Below are 18,403 nucleotides of genomic sequence, written 5' to 3'. Positions count from 1 at the left end.
TCAATTGCCTTCAGCTGTTCGCTGTGCGAACTTTTGGTCACGATGCGAATGAGGTGCTAGTCTCACTTGGTCATGAGCTGCATCACTGCCATGGCCTCGCACCTTCGAAAGGATTGAGATTGTCCGTGCCTACCACTACCACCTCCCCACAACGGCTCGGTGGCTGGATTGCTGTCCTCTGCTTCTTCATCGTGGTCTTCGAGGGCTACGACATCGTCGCGCTGGGTGCCACAATCCCGATGCTCACCGACCCGGATGTCGGCGGCTTCAGCGTCGGGGCCATGAACTGGGTCAACACCTTCTCGCTGATCGGCGTGGGCGTGGGCGCCGCATTCATGGGCCGTTTGGCCGACCGCTTCGGACGGCGCCGTCCACTGCTTGTCGCAGTGCTCATCTTCTCGATCTTCACGCTGGTCTTCCCGCTCATGCCCTCGGCGTTCCTGATGGGCTTGGTGCGCTTCATCGCGGGCCTCGGGCTGGGCGGCTGCATGCCGGTAGCGCTGGCGCTGATGCAGGAGAACGCGCCGGTGGGACGCCGCGCGCTGGCTAACAACTTGCCGATGGTCGGCTACCATCTGGGCGCGGTGCTGGCCTCGCTGGCCGGAAAGGCCGCCGGGGTGCACTGGTCGCTGCTCTACTACCTGGGCGGCGGCCTGGGCCTGGCGCTGCTGGCGTTGCTGTGGTTCAAGCTGCCGGATAGCGAACTGGCTGCCGCGGATGAGCGGACCTCGGCAATGGATGTGCTCAAGCCAAAGTACCTGCGCAGCTCCATCGGACTGTGGATTGCCGCCTTCATGGGCCTGGTCTTGGTCTACGGCCTGAATGCCTGGCTGCCGAAGATCATGGGCGCTGCCGGCTACCCGGTGGCCGATTCGCTGACTATGCTCTTCGTGCTGAACCTCGGCGCGATTGCCGGCCTGATCATCAGCGCCTACGCGGCGGATGCCAAGGGCATCAAGCTCATCTCGCTGCTCTGGTTCGCCGCGTCCGCGGTGTTCCTGCTGCTGCTGGCAGTACCATTCGGCAGCCAGGTGCTGCTCACCGCGGTCCTGTTCGTCACCGGCATCTTCGTGTTCAGCGCCCAGTGCCTGATGTATGTGTATGCCGGGCACGTGTACCCGCGCGACATGGTGGCCACCGGCATCGGCCTGGCCTCGGGCATCGGCCGCTTCGGCGCCATCATCGGCCCCTACGTCACTGGCCTGATGGTTGCCGCGGGTACCGCCTACCCGGGCGCGTTCTTCCTCTATGGCGGAGCGGCGCTGATCGCAGTCCTGGTCATCGCTCAGATCCCGAAGCCGAAGAGCGCGTAGCCGCGAGCAACAGCTGTTCCCTGCAAGCAACGCCGAGCCCCTTCCAAAAGGGGCCCGGCGTTCTTCATGCGGCGACCGAGGCGCCTTTCACCTGTCCACTGCTATTGGGCGTTGAATGCGACATCCAGCGGCCGCCACCCGGTGATTTCGTCGAACTCCGGTTCTTGCACAGCCAGCCGGCAGATCGATCCGATGAAGTTCCCTTCCTTGTCGTAGGCGACTTCGTCCCAGGTGCTGTCGATGCCCTGGCAGGACACCGACTCAATCTGGCTGCTCGCCTTCCCCTCGGAGTCGAGCACCTCGCCGGCGGCGCGTTCCATCCCGAAGTTGGCAAAGGCCACCTTGCCACCGCCATCTTCTCCCCGGAACTGGTCCATGCTGCTGGAGATCTCGACGATGCTGAACTGCCCGTCGGCGATGCTCCCGCCCTGGGCGTACACCCGGTCGATTGCGGCGATGCGCTCCTGGCACAGCGAGCAGCCCGCAGCGGAGAATTCCTTGAGCGACGCAGTGTCCCCGGTGGCCACCGCATGGTTCAGCAGGGCTACCCAGTAGTCGACGGCAGCTTCAAGGCCTTCCTCGGTTTCCTCCTCCAGGCCTGCAGGCGGTTGCGGCGCCTCGGCAGCCTGCTGCGCGGAATCCGAGCCAGATGCCGCCGTGGCGTCCGGCTGATTGCCGGCGCCCTCCTCGGACACTCCGACGCAACCGCTGGCGGCCAGCGCCATGGCAGCCGACAGCGCAACCAGTTCCACTTTACGAATTCGAACCATGTCCACCCGCCCCTCAATAGATACGCCCCCATCCGCGATCGACAATACATCAATCGGCTGGAAAATAGGATGGACGGGAGGTTAATTCATTCTCCGCTTCTTCGGCCTACTGGCCGCGGCCTGGAGTGGGCGGTGTAGGAGGCTGCTGATCGGGCGGATTGCCGGGGCCCGGGTCGGGCTCCGATCCCAGCTCGGGGACGCGCGGCACCATGCCCGTGGCGGGGCGAAGCGGGGCGAGCACCGAGGCATAGTCGTGCTCGTCCGAATACCGCAGGAAGGACAGATGCGCTTCGCAGCGGTCCAGCACATCGTTGATGACCTAGTCGCGTTCCAGGCCCATCAGGTCCTAGCCTTCAGAGCCGAGCTGGGTGAAGACCTCGAGCCTGGAATACACGTCGATTTCGCGGGACATCGAACGCGCGCCGAACATCGGCGCAGGAGCTTCCACCGCGGCCACCCTGGTAATGGAAATCCCGGTGGTCCGGGATGCGGATGACCAGCGCATGCTCGGGGGTCTTCGTCTGGTCGTTGGGCGTGGTGGACAGTTCGGCATGGTAGCCGAGTCCCTCGAATTCCTTCGCCACTTCCACCAGCGCCGGGTGGATGGCCTTCTCCACGTAGCGGGCCACCTGCTTGTTCGACGGGTAGGAGCGCAGCTGGGCCAGCCGCTGGCGCCAGGTCTTGTCCGGGGCCGCGCCGCCATGCGCGGCGGTGGCCTTGCGCCGGTTCATCCGGCCCTCGCGTTCGGCGCGCTCCATGCGCAGCACCTTGGGGAAGGAGGCCATCACCAGGTAGGCGATGATGGTCACCGGCAGCGCGAAGATCAGCGTGGCGTGCTCCATAGTGGTCACCCCGCCGGCCACCAGCATGGCAATGGTCAGCATCGCGGTGGCCAAAGCGCAGAAGATGCGCAGCCACTTCGGCCCGTCCTGCGAAGGGTCGGGGACGGTCGACGAGAAGTTGGACATCACCATCGCGCCGGAGTTCGCGCTGGTCACGTAGAACAGCAGGCCGGAGAGGGTGGCCAGGGCGATGAGGAACGGGACGCCAGGGAACATTTCCAGCAGCGCATACCATCCGTGCTCCGGCTTCCGTCATGTCCCGCTCGGCGACGCCTGTATTGCCGTCCATGACCACCTTCAGCGCGCTGTGGCCGAAGATCGAAACGATGAAGTAGTCGCAGAGCGCCGCGGCCGTGATCGCCGTGATGACGAATTCGCGCAGGGTGCGCTCGCGCGAGATGCCCGCCAGGAACATGCCGACGAACGGCCCCAAGCCAGCCAGAAGGCCCAGGAGAACAGCGTCCAGCTGGCCATCCAGTCAGGTCCGCCGGCCTCGTAGGCGAAGGTCTGCAAGGTGCGTTCGGGCAGGGTGAAGATGAACCGGCCGATGCTCCCCACCAGCGCGCTGAGCAGGAAGGAAGTCTTGCCGGTGACCAGGATGTAGAGCATCATGGCCGCCGCGGACCACAGGTTCAGCTCGGAGATGATGCGGATGCCCTTGTCCACCCCGATCAGTGCGGTCTGCAGGGCCAGCCCCTCGGGCAGCCCGAAGATCATCGAGAAGCCCACATTCAGCAGCACGACGCCGATGCCCATGGAGGTCGCGACGCCGAAGACGGTGCCGACCAGGGCGAAGATGTCGATGACGTCGCCGGTGCCGCCGCGCACGCGTTTGCCCAGCAGCGAGTACATGGACCAGCCGGCGATGCCGTAGTGGAACATCGTCCAGACCACCGCATCCTGGGCGGCCGCAGCGGACTCGGGATCAGCGGCCGGCGGGGCGATGTACTGGGTGATCGGCCCGGTGACCGAATAGAAGAGCATGTCGATGCCCACGCCGGCGGCGAAGAGCATCGCCACCCAGGTGACCAGGTTGTATTGCGACCGCGAATGGTCCGGGCCCAGCCGGACGCTGCCTTCCTTGGAGAAGGCCACCCAGAGCACGAACAACACCACCACGGTCACCGTCAGCACGTAGAACCAGCCCAGGTTCGTGGAGATCCACGATACCGCCGAGCGCATCGCCGAGGCCGCGGCATCCGGGGCGAGCATCGCCCACAGGGAGAATCCCAGAATGACCGCGGCGGCAATCACGCACACCCGCCAGTTGACCTTGGGGCCGGGGTGATCGATGAGTTCCCCGGGGCCCTTGCTCAGTTCAGTACTGGTGATCGGCGCCCTGAATTCCTCGGCTTCTTGCTGACGCCGAACTTGCTGCGTCCAACGGTAGGATTCGGCTTCTCCCTTGGATCCGGCGACGTGCCGCTGCGCTCTGCCACCATGATCTCCCTGAAGTCCCGGTCCAATCACGGCTCCGGATCCCCTCGCCCGCCTATACTGCGCCACTCGCCCGGCGGGCGCGTGGCCCCCTCCGCAAGGCCGCGGTCATCGGTGTACCTGTGCTCAGCCTAGGCACGTTGCGGTTCGCGGGTCCAGCATCCCGCGAGTTGAATCACTCTCTTTCGCCTGGCCTCAGGCCGTTGGCCTGCTGGTCTAAAGTAGTGCCATGGCCAATTCGCCCAGCGGGGATTCGATGCTGGACCGCCTGGTGCGGATCCTTGATGCCTTCGACGCGCATAACCCGCAGCTGACTGTCAGCGCACTGTCCCGCCGGGCCGATATTCCCAAAGCCACCATGTACCGCTTGCTGGATGAATTGGTCTCCCACGACTTGCTGGCCCGTGACAATACCGGCCAGGTGCGCCTCGGGTTGCGCCTGTGGGAACTGACCAATCGAAGTGCTGCCACGTACGATCTCCGTACCGCAGCGCTGCCCTTCATGGAGGACATCAACCAGCTGCTGGGGCAGAATACCCAGCTATCTGTTCTGAATCAGGACGAAGTGCTGATCATCGAACGGCTCTCCCGGCCCGGCTCCGTGGTGAACCAGGCGAATGTCGCAGGGCGCATGCCTGTGCACCGTACGTCGATGGGCATGGCCCTCCTGGCTTTTTCCCGGCCCGAGATCATTCGCGGTTTCCTTGAACGCCACCGCGAGCTGATGATCGCGGCACATCCTGATTTCCACGCGGAAATAGTAGAAATCCGGCGCATCGGGTTCGCCTCATTGGACGGATTCATCGACTCGGAAACCACTGGTGTGGCTGCCCCGATCCTCGACGAAGCCGGATACCAGGTTGCTGTCATTTCGGTGGTGGTCCCCCGGGACTCGGGAGCCTTGCAACCAGCGGCTTTGGCCTTGCGCACCGCGGCCCGTGGCATTGCCCGCGCACTGCATATCAGGGACAGCTAGCGGCGAGGCCAGGACGGACAGCTGTCCACCGTGCGAGACCGCGGCTGCATGGATATGCGGCCCATTATTCTCATTCATTGAGAACGTCGCTGTCGTCCAGGTCACCCGCATCGCATGCTTGTGGAAGTTCCCCAATACTTCCCTCGGCCAGATGACCCGGCCCGGCAACGCAGCCGGCCGCAAGGCTCACGGCCCAGACGACAGCAAGGCAAGGTCCCATGGTCCAGAATCCACGCATCCTCAAGACCAAGGTCGGCATCATCGGCGGCGGTCCGGCCGGGCTCATGCTTTCGCATCTGCTGGCCAAGACCGGCATCGATAACATCGTCGTGGAAATGCGCGACCACGAAACCATCCGCAACACCCACCGCGCCGGAATCCTCGAAGCCCAGGCGGTGCACATGCTCACCGAGTCCGGCGTCGACGGCCGCGTGCTCACCCACGGCGACGAGCACGCAGGCATCGACCTGCGCTTCAACGGCGAATCCCACCCGCTGGACTTCCGCGACCTGGTGGACGCGACCGTCACCCTCTACGCGCAGAACGAGGTGTTCGTGGACCTGTCCGCAGCCCGCCAGCGTGACCAGGGCGACGTGCGCTACTCCTGCGAGGTCACCGAGATCCTGGACATGCAGACCACCACCCCGAAGTTCCGCTTCACCGACGCCGAGGGCACCGAGTTCGAGGTGCACGCGGATGTGATCGTCGGCGCCGACGGCTCGCGCTCTTTCGCCCGCCGCCAGATTCCAGAGACCGTGAAGCAGGACTTCAAGGTCACCTACCCCTATGCCTGGTTCGGCATCCTCACCGAAGCGCCGAAGTCCGCATCCGAGCTGATCTACGCCAACTCCCCGCATGGCTTCGCGCTGATCTCCCAGCGCAGCGAAACCGTGCAGCGCATGTACTTCCAGTGTGACCCGAACGAAGACGTGAACGCCTGGAGCGATGACCGCATCTGGGCCGAACTGCAAAGGCGCGTGGACGGGCCGGATAACTTCCAGCTGAAGACCGGGCCGATCTTCGACAAGACCGTGCTGGGCTTCCGCTCCTTCGTTCGCGAACCGCTCTCCCACGGGCGCCTGTTCCTGATCGGCGACGCCGGGCACACCGTCCCGCCCACCGGCGCCAAGGGCCTGAACCTGGCCTTCGCCGATGTGAAGGTGCTCTTCGAGGCCGTGGATTCCTACTTCTCCACCGGCAGCGACCAGCTGCTGGAAGGCTACTCCGACCTCGCGCTGAAGCGGGTGTGGAAGGCGCAGAACTTCTCCTACTGGATGACCTCCATGCTGCACACCCCGGTAGGCGGCGACCCGTTCATGGCCAAGCGCGCCCTGGGCGAGCTGGAAACCGTCACTTCCTCGCGGTTCGGCCAGCAGTACCTGGCCGAGTCCTACACCGGCTGGCCTCGCGCCTGAACTCCCTGACTTACCACAGCACCTTTGAAAGGAGCTCGCATTGAGCACCGGCACCACGCACCAGGACGGCACCGAAGCCGAATCCTTCGCCAACTCGCATCTGCTGGACCCGGCGGCAACCACCGCCAGCCAGGATGAGATCAGCGGCGAAATCGCCGACGTCCACGAGGCCTACCGCCAGGAAGTCCTGGCCGGCAAGAAGGCCGAAACCCAGCCGCGCATCGACTTCGCGCCCTACCGCTCCTCGCTGCTGCGCCACCCGACCAAGAACCTGCACCACGCAGACCCGGAAACCATTGAGCTGCACTCCCCGGCCTTCGGCCAGCGCGACGTGCACGCGCTGGAATCGGATCTGACCATCCAGCACAACGGCGAGCCGATCGGCGAGCGCATTGTGGTTGCCGGCCGCGTGCTCGATGGCGACGGCCGCCCGGTGGCCGGGCAGCTGGTGGAAATCTGGCAGGCCAACGCCGCCGGCCGCTACATCCACAAGCGCGACCAGCACCCGGCCCCGATCGACCCGAACTTCACCGGCGTAGGCCGGGCGATCACCGGCCCGAACGGCGAATACTCGTTCACCACCATCAAGCCGGCGCCGTACCCGTGGAAGAACCACCACAACGCCTGGCGCCCGGCGCACATCCACTTCTCGCTGTTCGGCACCGATTTCACCCAGCGCATGATCACCCAGATGTACTTCCCCGGCGATCCGCTGTTCGCGCTGGATCCGATCTACCAGTCGATCACCGATGCGAAGGCCCGCGACCGCCTGGTCGCCACCTACGACCATTCGCTGACCAGCCACGAATGGGCCACCGGCTACAACTGGGACATCGTGCTCACCGGCAGCAACCGCACCTGGATGGAAGACGAAGAGGGGGAGCACTAAATGGCACAGGCACCTGAACTGAAACTCGTCCCGACCCCGGGACAGACCATCGGCCCGTTCTACGGCTATGCATTGCCCTACGCGAGGGACAACGAGCTGGTCAGCCAGGCTAACCCGAACTCGGTGCGCCTGTACGGGGTCATCACCGACGGCAACGGCGAGGTCATCCCGGACGCGCTGCTGGAAATCTGGCAGGCCGATGAGCACGGCAATGTCGTCTCGCGCGACGGCTCGCTGGTCCGCGACGGCTACACCTTCACCGGCTGGGGCCGCGTGGCCGTGGACAATGTCGGGCACTACACCTTCACCACGGTGAACCCTGGCCCCACCGAAGCAGGCAAGGCGCCGTTCATCATGCTCACGGTCTTCGCCCGCGGCCTGCTCAACCGGCTGTTCACCCGCATCTACCTGCCGGAGGACACACAAGCGCTGGCCAATGACCCGCTGCTGGCATCGCTGGGCGAAGCAGAACGCTCCACGCTGATCGCCACCCGCGAACAGGACGGCTCGCTGCGCTTCGATATCCGGTTGCAGGGCGAGAACGAAACGGTGTTCCTCTCCTACCCACGTGAAAGCTAGGACATATCGCGCCACCCCGCCAGGCCGCCCCTGCGCCCATACTGTTACGGGCGTTGAAGCACCCGGCGGGGTTTCGCCCGTTGCCGGGCACTAGAGTTCTAGAAGAACGGCGTGCACGCTTAACAGCTAAGAATCGAGGGACTGAATGGAAGGCGCAGACTACGGCGTACTGGCCCCTGCCTGGGCTGGCACCGCGGCCTCAGCGCTGGCCAGCGACGCGGCTTTTGTCCAGGGGATGCTGGATGCCGAAGCCGCCTGGGTGCAGGTCCAGGCGGATGCCGGCCTGTGCAGCATCGAGGATGCGCAGGCGGTGCGCGAGGTGGCCAGCGTGGACCGCTACGACCTGGCGCTGCTGGCGTCCAAGACGCCGGATGGCGCCAATGCGCTCATCCCGCTGCTGGGCATGATGCGAGAGCTGCTCACCCATGATGGCGCGGCGAAAACTGCCAGCACCGCCTTGCACCGCGGGGCGACCAGCCAGGACATCATCGACACAGCGCTGATGCTGGTGGTCTCCAAGACGATCACGCTCACGCTGGCCGATCTGCGCAGCACCGCTGGCGGGTTGGCGGCTCTGGCGCGCGAGCACCGGTCCACCGTGTGCATTGCCCGCTCGCTGACCCAGCATGCTCTGTCTACAACCCTGGGGTGGAAGGCCGCCAGCTGGCTGTCGGCCGTGCTGGATGCCGAACAGCAGCTGGACGCCGCCACCGGGCAGCTGCGCCTGCAGTGGGGCGGAGCGGTGGGAACGCTCGCATCCTTGGAGCAGCTGCTCTCCAGCCATACGGAAACAACAGCCACGAGCAAGTCGCTGGCCTCGCAACTGGCGGATCTGCTGGGCCTGGCCGATCCGGGAACGCCTTGGCACACCAACCGCATGCCGATTCTCCAGCTAGGCTCCGCGCTGGGTTCGGCCATTGCCGCGCTGGGGACCTTCGGCGCAGATGTGCTCACCGCTTCCCGCCCGGAAATCGGCGAGCTGTCCGAACCGCGCGAGGCTGGCAAGGGCGGTTCCTCGGCCATGCCGCAAAAGCAGAACCCGGTGCGCTCGGTGCTGCTGCGCAATGCGGCGTTCAGCGCCCCCGGCCTGCTCTCCACCCTGTTCACCGCCGCCGGCACCGCAGTGGATGAACGCCCTGATGGCGGCTGGCATGCCGAATGGAGCGCACTGCGCGAACTGGCCCGGCTGGCTTCCGGTGCCGCCTTCCACGCCGCGTTCTTGGCCAATGGCCTGAGCGTGAACCTTGAGGCCATCGAACGCAACCTTGCCCTGGGCGGCGACGCGGTGCTCTCCGAGCGCCTCGCGGCCGTCCTGGCACCGCTGGTGGTTGGCGGAAAACCGGCCATCCAGTCGCTGGTGCGCCGCAGCCTGGACGAGGATGTTTCCCTGCGCGAGCTGCTGCGCCTGGAAATCCCCACCCATGATCTAAGCGACAAGGACCTCGACGAATTACTAGATCCAGCCGGCTACCTCGGTGCCGCTGATCGATTCACCGAAACAGTACTCGCCGATTACTCGGCACGGAAGGAACTATGGCAGTCCCGCAACTAACCCCTTCCTTGCTGCATACCAGCAAGGAACTTCCCACCCTCATTGCCGGCCCTTCGCTGGGCACCGCCGCCCTGCCGCTATGGGCACCGGCCCTGCCCTACCTCAAAGAGCACTTCCAGGTCATTGCCTGGGACCTTCCGGGGCACGGCGAAAGCAAGCCATCCACCGAGGAATTCACGCTGGCCGAGCTGGCCATCGCTGTCACCGAAGTTGTCCAGGCGATGCGTGCCGACAGCGTCATCGCCGAGGGCTCCAAGCTGTACTACGCGGGCGTCTCGGTGGGCGGGGCAACCGCACTGCAACTGGCGGTAGACCACCCGGGCTTCTTCCACGGGCTATCCTCCATCTGCTCGGCCGCGAAAATCGGCACCCCGGAAGCGTGGACCGACCGTGCCGAGCTGGTCGCCAAGGCGGGTACCCCGACCATGGTCGCCGGTTCCGCCGAACGCTGGTTCGCACCGGGGTTCATCGAGAAGCAGCCGGTGATCAGCACCGAGCTGCTGCACAGCCTGCAGGACGCCGACCGATTCGCCTACGCCCACGTCTGCGGCGCCCTGGCAGGATTCGACGTGCGCGAGCAGCTGGCCTCCACCAGCGACCCGATCATCGCGATCAACGGCGCGCAGGACCAGGTCTGCCCTCCGTCCGACGCGGAATTCATTGCCGAGCATGCACCGCACGGAACCACGGCGGTCATTGATTCGGCAGCCCATCTGGCCCCGGCCGAAGCACCGGAAGAAACTGCGGCCTTGCTGGCCGGGTTCTTCCTGTCCAACTAAGCAGAGAGGATTAGCAGACAATGGCTGAATCATCGCGCCTTCCCGGCGACACCTATGATGCCGGCATGGCGGTGCGCCGCCAGGTCCTAGGCAATGAGCACGTGGATCGTTCCACCAAGAACTCGAACGAGTTCACCGACGAATTCCAGGAAATGATCACCCGCTACGCCTGGGGCACCATCTGGACCCGCGAAGGCCTGCCACGCACCACCCGCAGCGCCATCACCCTGACCGCAATGATTGCCGGCGGCTACTGGGAAGAGCTGGAAATGCACGTGCATGCTGCCCTGCGCAACGGCATGACCCCGGAAGAGATCAAGGAAGTCTTCTTGCAGTGCGCCATCTACTGCTCTGTTCCGGCAGCAAATGTGGCGTTCAAGATCGGCAAGAAAGTGCTGGACGAGTACGCGGCAGCCGAAGGCAGCTAGCCGCTAGCGCCGCGCATCCGCGGCCTGCTGGATCGAATGCAGCAAGGCCCACGGGACGATGCCGCTGGTGCGCGGGTTGCGCGCCGACGGATAGTTCTTGACCAAGAAGCTGTACTCGCCAGCTGGGCCGTGCACTTCGATGAGGTGCTCGGTCAGCTCTGCCGCCGGATCGGCGAGCAGCCTGACCTGCACCGCGTCCCAATCCCCCACGGCCAGAGCCACCGCCGCAGCCACATTCAGCGACTTCTCGAAGTCTTTGGCCGCCACCGCGGCCGGACCGTTGAATACCTCTACCGGGCCGCTGGCCTGCTCCAGTTCGCTGCGCTGCCGCGCATCCATCCACGGCTGCACCAAGGTGGCCGGCAGCTTGCGCGTCGTCACCAGCACCTGCTCGATGCCGCCCATTCGTGCCGCCGCACCAAGCAGGTCCAATCCGCCAATGGCCCCGGCGGTGCTGATCAGCCGGCCTGGCCCGGCGGCTTGCACTGATGCGGCAAGATCCCAGTCGGCCAGCGCTCCCATGGAACTGGCCAGCAGGTCGACCCCTGCCTGCAAAATGCGCACCGCATGCTCGCGCACAGCGTGCTGGCCCGCGCATTCGACCACCAGGTCGCAGCGCTCCAGCGCCTGCTGGATACCCAGCTGCTCATGTTCCAGACCCGGATGCTGCCGGCGCAGGATCACCCCTTCGAGCTGGGCGCCTTGAACGCTCCCGGCAGCCCATTGATCCGCCACCACGGAGCCGATGGCCCCGTAGCCCAGTACTCCCACCCGAAACATGCTGCCCGCGGCCATGACCGTCCTGTCCCAATTCTTTGATGCCAGCTACCGCCAGCTTAGCCAGCTGGCGCAACCATCACGAACCGGTGTGGTCCCGGGACAACAGGAGCTCCGCGCTATTGCCCAGCTGCGGTTGCATGGTCGCCGCGCTCCAAGAGCCGGGAGGCAGCATAGCCGAAGAGGATGCCCCAGAACGCCGCATGGATGTTGAACAGGTCCAGGCCGGAAATTGTCACGACAAATGTCACCAGCGCACCAAGGGAGAACTTCGTGGCGAAGGCCGTCACGAACGCCTGCTGCAAGGCCTTGAGCATGGCGATGCCTCCCAAGGCCAGCACGAACGCCTCGGGAGTGGCCAGCATGAAGCGGGTCAGCGTCGGAGCCAGCAGGGCGAAGACCAAGGACAGGAATCCATAGACCACCGCCGACGTGTAGTGGCGGTGCTTCTGGCCCGATGAGGTGAGCAGCGCGTTGGTGGGCCCGGTGACGCAGGCGGATACCGCGCCGAAGCAGGCGTTGAGGATTGAGAAACCGCCGGAGGCCAGCGCGAAGGCATTTGCTCGGAGCGTTGGCCAGGGCCCTGCAACTGGATGAGGCGGCGACCGGGCACTTATTCAATCTGGCCCGCTCGGTCTCCGGCTCCGGGCGCAACAGCCCGTCGAGCAGCGTCCAGCGGGTGCGCCCATCCCTGCATAAGCTGCTGGATTCCTTCACCGCCCATCCGGCCTTCATCCGCGGCCGGCGCACCGAGGTGCTGGGCATGAATCCGCTGGCCGCCAGCCTGCTCACCGATTTCCTCCCCAAGCCGGTGCGCCACCGCAGCCTGATCCGCCCGGCCTTCCTCGATCCCGAAGCCAGGCAGCGCTATCCCGACTGGGAACAGGTCGCCGCGTCAATGGTCGGCACCTTGCGCCTGGATGCCGGGCGCCATCCGCACGATCCGCTGCTCGCGCAGCTGGTCGGAGAGCTGTCCATGAACAGCGAAGAATTCCGCACCTGGTGTGCAGACCACCGGATGGTGGAGCGGCGGGATGGGATCAAGAGGTTCACCCACCCCGACGTGGGTTATCTGGAGGTCAACTACGAGGCGCTGGACATGACCGGGGCAACTGACCAGACCCTGTTCATCTACACCACGGAGCCGGGCTCGGAATCCGAAGCGAAGCTGCGCGATCTGGCGGCGCGCCTCAATAGCCGGGATGCGGCGCCGAAAGGCTAGGAACGTTCCGGGATCAGCGACTTGCTGAGCCAGCTGCGCTCCAGCTCGTTCAATGGGCGAGACGAAACGCCATCGGCTGCCAGCGGAACCATGACCGTGGTCGAGTCGAATACCGGCTGCCCATCCTGGTAGCCGATGCCGCGCACGGTGAATGACTTGTTGCCCAGCCGGCTGATGCCCATGCGGATGAGCATCTCGGGCTGGTAGTACAAGGGGCGCAGGTAGTCGATCTGGATGGATGCGACCACTGTGCCGAATTCGAAACGGCCTGTGGTTCCGTCTTCGCGCGTCCAGCGGATGCGCGCTTCTTCCATCAAGGTCACGATGCGCGCATTGTTCACATGGCCCAGGGCATCCTGGTCCGACCAGCGCAATTGCAAGATGATCTCGGTTGCGGCGGCCAGTCCATCGTTTTTCGCTTCACTCATGAAACCCATTGCACCAGAAACCGGCGCTGGCCGCTGTGCCCGTGACAGCTCATGAACTTGGAACATTGCCAGCAGGCACCCACCGTGCTTCCTCGTTGCTGGCGTTCAGGCAAATCCATTCCTGCGCTGGCCCGTAGCAGCGAAGCTCACCGGTGAACCAGAACGTCTGGTCCGGATCCCACCCGGCAATCACGCTGGCGTACTTTTCATCGATCTCCAGGCATTGTCCGGCGAGCGCCAGATAGGCACCGATGCCCAAATGCACGCCATCATAGTCGCGCGCCACAGCCAGCCAATCGGGGATCTTCCATGCGCCGTCGCGCCCGGTAGCCAGATACCAGTCGTGGCGCTTCTGCGCGGACACCTCGAGGCCGTGTTCGCGGCAGAGCCGGATCCAGTCCTCCGCCGTGGCGATCTCCAGCACGTTCGCTGCGGGAGGCACACTAGCGTGCCTGACGCTGGCCTGCTCCCACCCGAAACCGTCTTCCACGCAGCTCAGGCCCACAGGCTCGCCGCCATGGAAGATACCGGTACTGGCGGGCAGGCGGCTGCTGGGCTTGGACCACCATTCGCCGCCGAAGCTGCCCAGCTGGCTGTTATGCAGTTCCGCGGCATCGCGAGCTTCCGTCGCCAGAACCGCGCCCCTCCAGTCCTGCAAAATGCCAAGGGCATCGTCATCGGGAGCTTGCGACTTAACCACGGGATCATGCTGGTCGAACTCCACCTTGAACTGGTTGCGCAGATCCACTGGATTCATCCACGAGTCCGCGAGCCCGCTGTCAGCCAAGTGCCGCGCGACGCGCTCAAGAGGCGCGGCGAAAGCCGGCAACGCCAGCAGGGTGTCTTCCCCATCCGGTTCCTGCCAATAGCGCGCGCAGTCCACCGAACGAACTAGCGCGTGCTGCAGGAGCGCCGCAGTGGGCGTCACCAGGCTGGCGACATCAAGGAGCCGTGCAATCTCCTCGACACTAATATCGGGCACGCCTGTCTCGTCCATGCCAAACAGGCCAACGCTCTCGCCACGATCGACCGCGACCCGAAGCGCGGCATAGAACATCGCCGCCCGCAGTGGATGCTCCGCGAATTCCGGTTGCAGCTGCTCTTCGCTGGCAATTGCGAATTCCCACAGCAGCCTGCGTCCCCTCGCGCCTGCCATCAGCGCCTGCACCAGTTCCATCGCCACCACTTCATTTCATTAGCTGGAGATACCTAAATCCTGCCAAGACAGTCGATAACTATTCACGGGATCGATGAATCGACATTACCTGGGCATGGGTTCCAATTCATCTGCCCTTGGCACCGTGGGATACGGCTGGCCAACGGGCCGGCAGATTGTCCCCACCCGGAGGAACGTACGTGAAATTCTTCGCTCGACCCGGCAAAACCAATCATCTCACCCCACTGCATCTGACCGCCGGAAGCCTGGTTGCCATTGCCGCTTCCACCGCCTTGATCAGCCCCAGCCCAGAAGTCGACGCGGTGCCTGCCGCCAAGACCACCGCGGATTGGAGCTCCTCGGCCTACCGCGGGTCCGTCGAGGTCATCCCTGCTAAAAATAGCGGCAACGCCGCCGACCAACAGACGCTGGACGGCGTGGTCTTCGAAGACCGCAACAAGAACTCCAAGCAGGATGCCGGTGAACCCGGCCTGCCGAACGTCACGGTGTCCAACGGCCGCGACGTTGTGTCCACCGACGGACAGGGCCGCTACGAACTGCCGGCCTACAACAACATGACCGCATTCGTCACCCAGCCGCGCGGCTTCCAGGTACCGGTTGACGAGGACAACGTCGCCCAGTTCTTCTACAACCACCTGCCCGAAGGCTCCCCGGAACTGAAGTACGACGGCATCGCGCCGACCGGCCCGCTGCCCGAGGCGGTCAACTTCCCGCTGGTGCGCAGCAGCGCCACCCAATCGCCGGAGCAGAGCTGCGTCATCGGCGCGGACGTGCAGACCTACACCCAGCAGGAAGTCGAATATGCCAGGGACGGCGCCTTCGCCGATCTGGCGGCCCGCACCGACTACATCGGGTGCGGCGCCTTGTTCATCGGTGACCTCGTGGGCGATGACCTTACCTTCTTCCACCAGACCCGCGAGCTTTCTTCCATGCTCAACGGCCCGGCCCGCTTCCTGCCGGGCAACCACGACATCGACTACGATTCGCTGGATGGGCAGCATGAGTTCGATTCCTTCCGCGCCCAGTTCGGCCCGGAATACTACTCCTACGACACCGGCAAAACGCACGTCATCGCACTGAGCACCATCGATTACCCCACTGCGGTTCCAGCTAAGAAGAGCGACTACACCTATGATTTGGGCCAGCGCCAGCTGCAGTGGCTGCGCGAGGATCTCGCCAAGGTTCCCAAGAACAAGGCCATCGTGCTGGCCGGGCACAGCCCGATGCTCGAGTTCTTCTACAGTGACGAGCATTCCACCAAGCAGGTCAAAGAGATCTACGAGCTGCTTGAGGGACGCGAGGTCGTTTCCCTGGGCGGGCACACCCACATGTCGGAGAACCTGCGCGCCGGGGACCTGATGGACGGCTGGCGCGATGAGGTCGGCGAAGCAGGCTTGCCCTTCACCCACCTGACGGTCCCGGCAATTTCCGGGCAATGGTATGACGGCCGGGTCTCCGAGAACGGCTACCCGACCTCCATCCAGCGCGACGGCACCCCGCCGGGCGTGCTCACCTTGGACATCAAGAACACCGACATCGTGGAGCGCTTCACCGCCACCGGCCAGGATCCCAGCAAGCAGATGTCGTTGGGCCTGAATACCCCTGAGTACCGGCAGTGGTACGAAGAGAATCTGGACAAGGAACGCGGCACCGTCCAGCCCCTGGCCGACCCGCTGGCAGTGAGCCGGCAGGGATTGGCCCAGGACACCTGGCTGACCACGAACTTCTGGATGGGCAGCACCGGTTCCACCGTCGAGGTCTCCATCGATGGCCAGGCCCCGGTGGCCGCCGAGCGGACCCAGCAGATGGCCGGCGAGCGCCCGCTGACCGGAGCAGAGTACTCGGACCCGTCCGCCATCGCAGAGCAGTTCGTCCACGGCGGCGGCTTCGCCGAGAAGACCAGCCACCTGTGGCGCCTGGAACTGCCTGATGACCTCTCGGTTGGTGCGCACACCGCGACGGCGACCGCCACCGACGTGCATGGTCGTTCCTACACCGAGCAGCTGGAATTCACCGTCGTCCAGTAGCATCGCTGCTTTGAGCTGGTGCCTGCATGATGCAGGCGCCTGCTTTTTGTTACGCCAGCGACAGGACAGCAGTGACCGCAGATGCCTAGGATGAAGCCATGCGCATTGCAATCCTTGATGATTACCACAGCGTGGCCCGCTCGCTGGCCGGTTTCGATGGCCTCGCCGCCGAGCTGGACGCCGAGATCACCGTCTTCACCGAGCACCTGGGCCATGAGGACCACACTGTCATCGAGGCATTGCTGCCCTTCGACGCCATTGTCGCCATGCGCGAGCGCACGCCTTTTCCGGCCGCCCGGCTGAATGCCTTGCCCAACCTGAAGCTGCTGGTCACCACCGGTCGCCGCAACGGATCCATTGACCTGCAGGCTGCACAGGACCGGGGTATCGTGGTCAGCCACACCGGCTATGTGGCCACCGATGCCGCTGAGCACACCTGGGCGCTGATTCTTTCCGCCGCGCGCCGACTGGATGTGGAACTGTTTTCCGCGGACCGCCCGCTGGCGGCCGACTCGGGCTGGCAGACCACGTTGGGGATGGGCCTGTCCGGCAAGACCCTGGGCGTCTACGGCCTGGGAAATCTGGGGTCGAGGGTGGCGAAGGTGGGCTTGGCCTTCGGCATGCGGGTCATTGCCTACAGCCAGAACCTCACCAAGGAGCGCGCCGCCGAAGTGGGCGTGGAGCTGGTCTCGGAGGCCGAACTGTTTTCCACCAGCGACATCGTGTCCGTGCACCTGAAGCTCTCCGAGCGCAGCACCGGGGTCATCGGCCCGAAGCAGCTGGCTTGGATGCGGCCTGATTCCATCCTGGTCAACACCTCGCGCAGCCGGATCGTGCAGACCGGCGCGCTCATCGACGCGTTGGAAAGAAACCAGCTGCATCTGGCCGCGGTGGATGTCTTCGATGTGGAACCGCTGCCGGCCCAGGACCGGCTGGCGAACACCAGAGGCGTGATTGCCACCCCGCATATCGGCTACGTGACCATCGAGCAGTTCGAGATGTTCTACCGCGATGCGGTCGAAGATCTCCGCGCATGGGCTAGCGGCGCGCCGATCCGCGTGCTGGCCTAGTAGCTGCGGGCCGCGGCACGAAGAAGTAGTGCAGGATTGCCACCACGGCGGCCCAGGCGGCCCCGATCAGCAGTCCCACCAGCACATCCGAAACCCAATGGTGCCCGATGTAGATGCGCGAGGCGCCCATCGCCAGCACGAATAGCGCCGCGATGATGGCGATAAGGTACGCGTAGCGGCGCAGCCCGTAGATGATTGCCAGGTAGCTGGCGATGCCGATCAGCGCCGCCGAGTTCAGCGTGTGCCCACTGGGGAATGAATAGGATTCAGGCGGCGCAGGTCCCCCGGGGATGCCTTGGGGACGCGGCACCTGGAGGTTGGCCTTGAGGATGACGGTCAGCAGCACCGAGACCAATGCCGTGAACGCGACAGCCGCCAGCGGCCACGCGCTGCGCGTTTTCCAGCACAGCAGCCCGGTGATCACCAGCATGATCATGGTCATTCCCGGGGTGGATCCCCAGAAGTATAGGAAGTCGGAGACCGCGAACAGGAACGGCGACTGGTGCTCCAGCGCCCATTGGTACGCCGGGGCGTCCAGGTCCTTGGCCCATCCGCCCGCATGCAGGGACACCAGCACCCTGCGGGTGAAGTAGAACATGGCGACGACCAGCCCGAAAATGATCCACAGCACCTGTGCGCCGCCAGGACGCTGGCCGTGCCGGAAGTACCAAGAGGATCTCATGGTTTCCATCGTATCGGGATGGGCGCGAAGCACTGAACCC

18 protein-coding genes and 1 pseudogene are annotated in these 18,403 nt (G+C 64.8%); 11 read left to right on the top strand and 8 right to left on the bottom strand.

All coding sequences use genetic code 11. The annotated features are described in order from the left end of the window. Positions 1–125: 125 nt before the first annotated feature. Entirely contained in the window at positions 126–1,313 is a 1,188-nt protein-coding gene (locus JOE62_RS03295) for an MFS transporter (protein WP_204720312.1), read from the top strand. A gap of 101 nt (positions 1,314–1,414) precedes the next feature. Here JOE62_RS03295 and JOE62_RS03290 read toward each other — a convergent pair whose 3' ends face one another. The 3 genes and pseudogenes from JOE62_RS03290 to JOE62_RS16455 all read right to left on the bottom strand — a co-directional run. Continuing rightward, on the bottom strand, positions 1,415–2,083 hold the full coding sequence (locus tag JOE62_RS03290) for a DUF6318 family protein (protein WP_204720310.1): 669 nt from the start codon (positions 2,081–2,083) through the stop codon (positions 1,415–1,417). A 353-nt stretch (positions 2,084–2,436) separates the two neighbouring features. Further along, a complete protein-coding gene (locus tag JOE62_RS16460) occupies positions 2,437–3,141 on the bottom strand; it encodes a BCCT family transporter (RefSeq protein ID WP_275587942.1) in 705 nt (234 codons plus the stop codon). Positions 3,142–3,229: 88 nt separating this feature from the next. Next, a pseudogene (locus JOE62_RS16455) lies at positions 3,230–4,137 on the bottom strand (BCCT family transporter); the annotation flags it as partial. A gap of 454 nt (positions 4,138–4,591) precedes the next feature. Here JOE62_RS16455 and JOE62_RS03280 point away from each other — a divergent pair. The 7 genes from JOE62_RS03280 (at position 4,592) to pcaC (ending at position 10,980) form a co-directional block, all read left to right on the top strand. Then, positions 4,592–5,338 (top strand): IclR family transcriptional regulator, encoded by a 747-nt coding sequence (locus JOE62_RS03280; protein WP_204720308.1) that lies wholly within the window; start codon positions 4,592–4,594, stop codon positions 5,336–5,338. A 218-nt stretch (positions 5,339–5,556) separates the two neighbouring features. Further along, a complete protein-coding gene (locus tag JOE62_RS03275; protein WP_204720306.1) occupies positions 5,557–6,753 on the top strand; it encodes a 4-hydroxybenzoate 3-monooxygenase in 1,197 nt (398 codons plus the stop codon). A gap of 40 nt (positions 6,754–6,793) precedes the next feature. Beyond that, complete coding sequence (pcaH, locus tag JOE62_RS03270) at positions 6,794–7,642, top strand: protocatechuate 3,4-dioxygenase subunit beta (protein ID WP_204720304.1); 849 nt, start codon at positions 6,794–6,796, stop codon at positions 7,640–7,642. Beyond that, positions 7,643–8,221, top strand: coding sequence for a protocatechuate 3,4-dioxygenase subunit alpha (gene pcaG / locus JOE62_RS03265; protein WP_204720302.1), 579 nt, complete (start codon positions 7,643–7,645; stop codon positions 8,219–8,221). It begins immediately after the preceding gene. Between the two features lie 145 nt (positions 8,222–8,366). Beyond that, positions 8,367–9,773 carry a lyase family protein gene (locus tag JOE62_RS03260; RefSeq protein ID WP_204720301.1) on the top strand — a complete coding sequence of 469 codons (1,407 nt, stop codon included), beginning with the start codon at positions 8,367–8,369 and terminating at the stop codon, positions 9,771–9,773. Continuing rightward, positions 9,755–10,552: an alpha/beta fold hydrolase gene (locus JOE62_RS03255; RefSeq protein ID WP_204720299.1), complete on the top strand. Its 798-nt coding sequence runs from the start codon at positions 9,755–9,757 to the stop codon at positions 10,550–10,552. The genes JOE62_RS03260 and JOE62_RS03255 overlap by 19 nt, the downstream gene beginning before the upstream one ends. A 20-nt stretch (positions 10,553–10,572) precedes the next feature. Then, on the top strand, positions 10,573–10,980 hold the full coding sequence (gene pcaC / locus JOE62_RS03250; protein ID WP_204720297.1) for a 4-carboxymuconolactone decarboxylase: 408 nt from the start codon (positions 10,573–10,575) through the stop codon (positions 10,978–10,980). A 3-nt stretch (positions 10,981–10,983) separates the two neighbouring features. Here pcaC and JOE62_RS03245 read toward each other — a convergent pair whose 3' ends face one another. Together JOE62_RS03245 and JOE62_RS03240 are read right to left on the bottom strand one after the other, a co-directional pair. Then, positions 10,984–11,775 carry an aspartate dehydrogenase domain-containing protein gene (locus JOE62_RS03245; protein WP_204720295.1) on the bottom strand — a complete coding sequence of 264 codons (792 nt, stop codon included), beginning with the start codon at positions 11,773–11,775 and terminating at the stop codon, positions 10,984–10,986. A gap of 101 nt (positions 11,776–11,876) precedes the next feature. Beyond that, positions 11,877–12,284, bottom strand: a complete 408-nt coding sequence (locus tag JOE62_RS03240) for a benzoate/H(+) symporter BenE family transporter (protein ID WP_420842189.1) — start codon at positions 12,282–12,284, stop codon at positions 11,877–11,879. A gap of 44 nt (positions 12,285–12,328) precedes the next feature. On the opposite strand from JOE62_RS03240, the gene JOE62_RS03235 reads away from it, so the two are divergent. After that, entirely contained in the window at positions 12,329–12,979 is a 651-nt protein-coding gene (locus JOE62_RS03235; RefSeq protein ID WP_239543170.1) for an MmyB family transcriptional regulator, read from the top strand. Here JOE62_RS03235 and JOE62_RS03230 read toward each other — a convergent pair. Together JOE62_RS03230 and JOE62_RS03225 are read right to left on the bottom strand one after the other, a co-directional pair. After that, the gene (locus tag JOE62_RS03230) at positions 12,976–13,407 is read right to left on the bottom strand and encodes an acyl-CoA thioesterase (RefSeq protein ID WP_204720292.1); all 432 of its coding nucleotides are present in this window, start codon (positions 13,405–13,407) and stop codon (positions 12,976–12,978) included. The genes JOE62_RS03235 and JOE62_RS03230 overlap by 4 nt on opposite strands. A 49-nt stretch (positions 13,408–13,456) precedes the next feature. Beyond that, positions 13,457–14,590, bottom strand: coding sequence for a hypothetical protein (locus JOE62_RS03225; RefSeq protein ID WP_204720290.1), 1,134 nt, complete (start codon positions 14,588–14,590; stop codon positions 13,457–13,459). Between the two features lie 173 nt (positions 14,591–14,763). On the opposite strand from JOE62_RS03225, the gene JOE62_RS03220 reads away from it, so the two are divergent. Continuing rightward, positions 14,764–16,611: a calcineurin-like phosphoesterase C-terminal domain-containing protein gene (locus JOE62_RS03220; protein ID WP_204720288.1), complete on the top strand. Its 1,848-nt coding sequence runs from the start codon at positions 14,764–14,766 to the stop codon at positions 16,609–16,611. 98 nt (positions 16,612–16,709) lie between these two features. Next, complete coding sequence (locus JOE62_RS03215; protein ID WP_204720286.1) at positions 16,710–17,681, top strand: D-2-hydroxyacid dehydrogenase family protein; 972 nt, start codon at positions 16,710–16,712, stop codon at positions 17,679–17,681. Here JOE62_RS03215 and JOE62_RS03210 read toward each other — a convergent pair. After that, positions 17,650–18,363 carry a phosphatase PAP2 family protein gene (locus tag JOE62_RS03210; protein ID WP_204720284.1) on the bottom strand — a complete coding sequence of 238 codons (714 nt, stop codon included), beginning with the start codon at positions 18,361–18,363 and terminating at the stop codon, positions 17,650–17,652. The genes JOE62_RS03215 and JOE62_RS03210 overlap by 32 nt on opposite strands. Positions 18,364–18,403 lie beyond the last annotated feature (40 nt).

The organism is Glutamicibacter nicotianae (genome assembly GCF_016907615.1).
Lineage (GTDB): Bacteria > Actinomycetota > Actinomycetes > Actinomycetales > Micrococcaceae > Glutamicibacter > Glutamicibacter nicotianae.
Note: the sequence above shows the minus strand (reverse complement) of the source record. Positions and strands in the feature narration are given on the sequence as shown.

Bases quoted from the DNA above. Each gene is read 5' to 3' on its own strand.
- JOE62_RS03290 (WP_204720310.1), bottom strand. From the start codon at position 2,083: ATGGTTCGAATTCGTAAAGTGGAACTGGTTGCGCTGTCGGCTGCCATG.
- JOE62_RS16460 (WP_275587942.1), bottom strand. From the start codon at position 3,141: ATGTTCCCTGGCGTCCCGTTCCTCATCGCCCTGGCCACCCTCTCCGGC.
- JOE62_RS03280 (WP_204720308.1), top strand. From the start codon at position 4,592: ATGGCCAATTCGCCCAGCGGGGATTCGATGCTGGACCGCCTGGTGCGG.
- JOE62_RS03275 (WP_204720306.1), top strand. From the start codon at position 5,557: ATGGTCCAGAATCCACGCATCCTCAAGACCAAGGTCGGCATCATCGGC.
- pcaG (WP_204720302.1), top strand. From the start codon at position 7,643: ATGGCACAGGCACCTGAACTGAAACTCGTCCCGACCCCGGGACAGACC.
- JOE62_RS03260 (WP_204720301.1), top strand. From the start codon at position 8,367: ATGGAAGGCGCAGACTACGGCGTACTGGCCCCTGCCTGGGCTGGCACC.
- JOE62_RS03255 (WP_204720299.1), top strand. From the start codon at position 9,755: ATGGCAGTCCCGCAACTAACCCCTTCCTTGCTGCATACCAGCAAGGAA.
- pcaC (WP_204720297.1), top strand. From the start codon at position 10,573: ATGGCTGAATCATCGCGCCTTCCCGGCGACACCTATGATGCCGGCATG.
- JOE62_RS03245 (WP_204720295.1), bottom strand. From the start codon at position 11,775: ATGGCCGCGGGCAGCATGTTTCGGGTGGGAGTACTGGGCTACGGGGCC.
- JOE62_RS03230 (WP_204720292.1), bottom strand. From the start codon at position 13,407: ATGAGTGAAGCGAAAAACGATGGACTGGCCGCCGCAACCGAGATCATC.
- JOE62_RS03215 (WP_204720286.1), top strand. From the start codon at position 16,710: ATGCGCATTGCAATCCTTGATGATTACCACAGCGTGGCCCGCTCGCTG.
- JOE62_RS03210 (WP_204720284.1), bottom strand. From the start codon at position 18,363: ATGAGATCCTCTTGGTACTTCCGGCACGGCCAGCGTCCTGGCGGCGCA.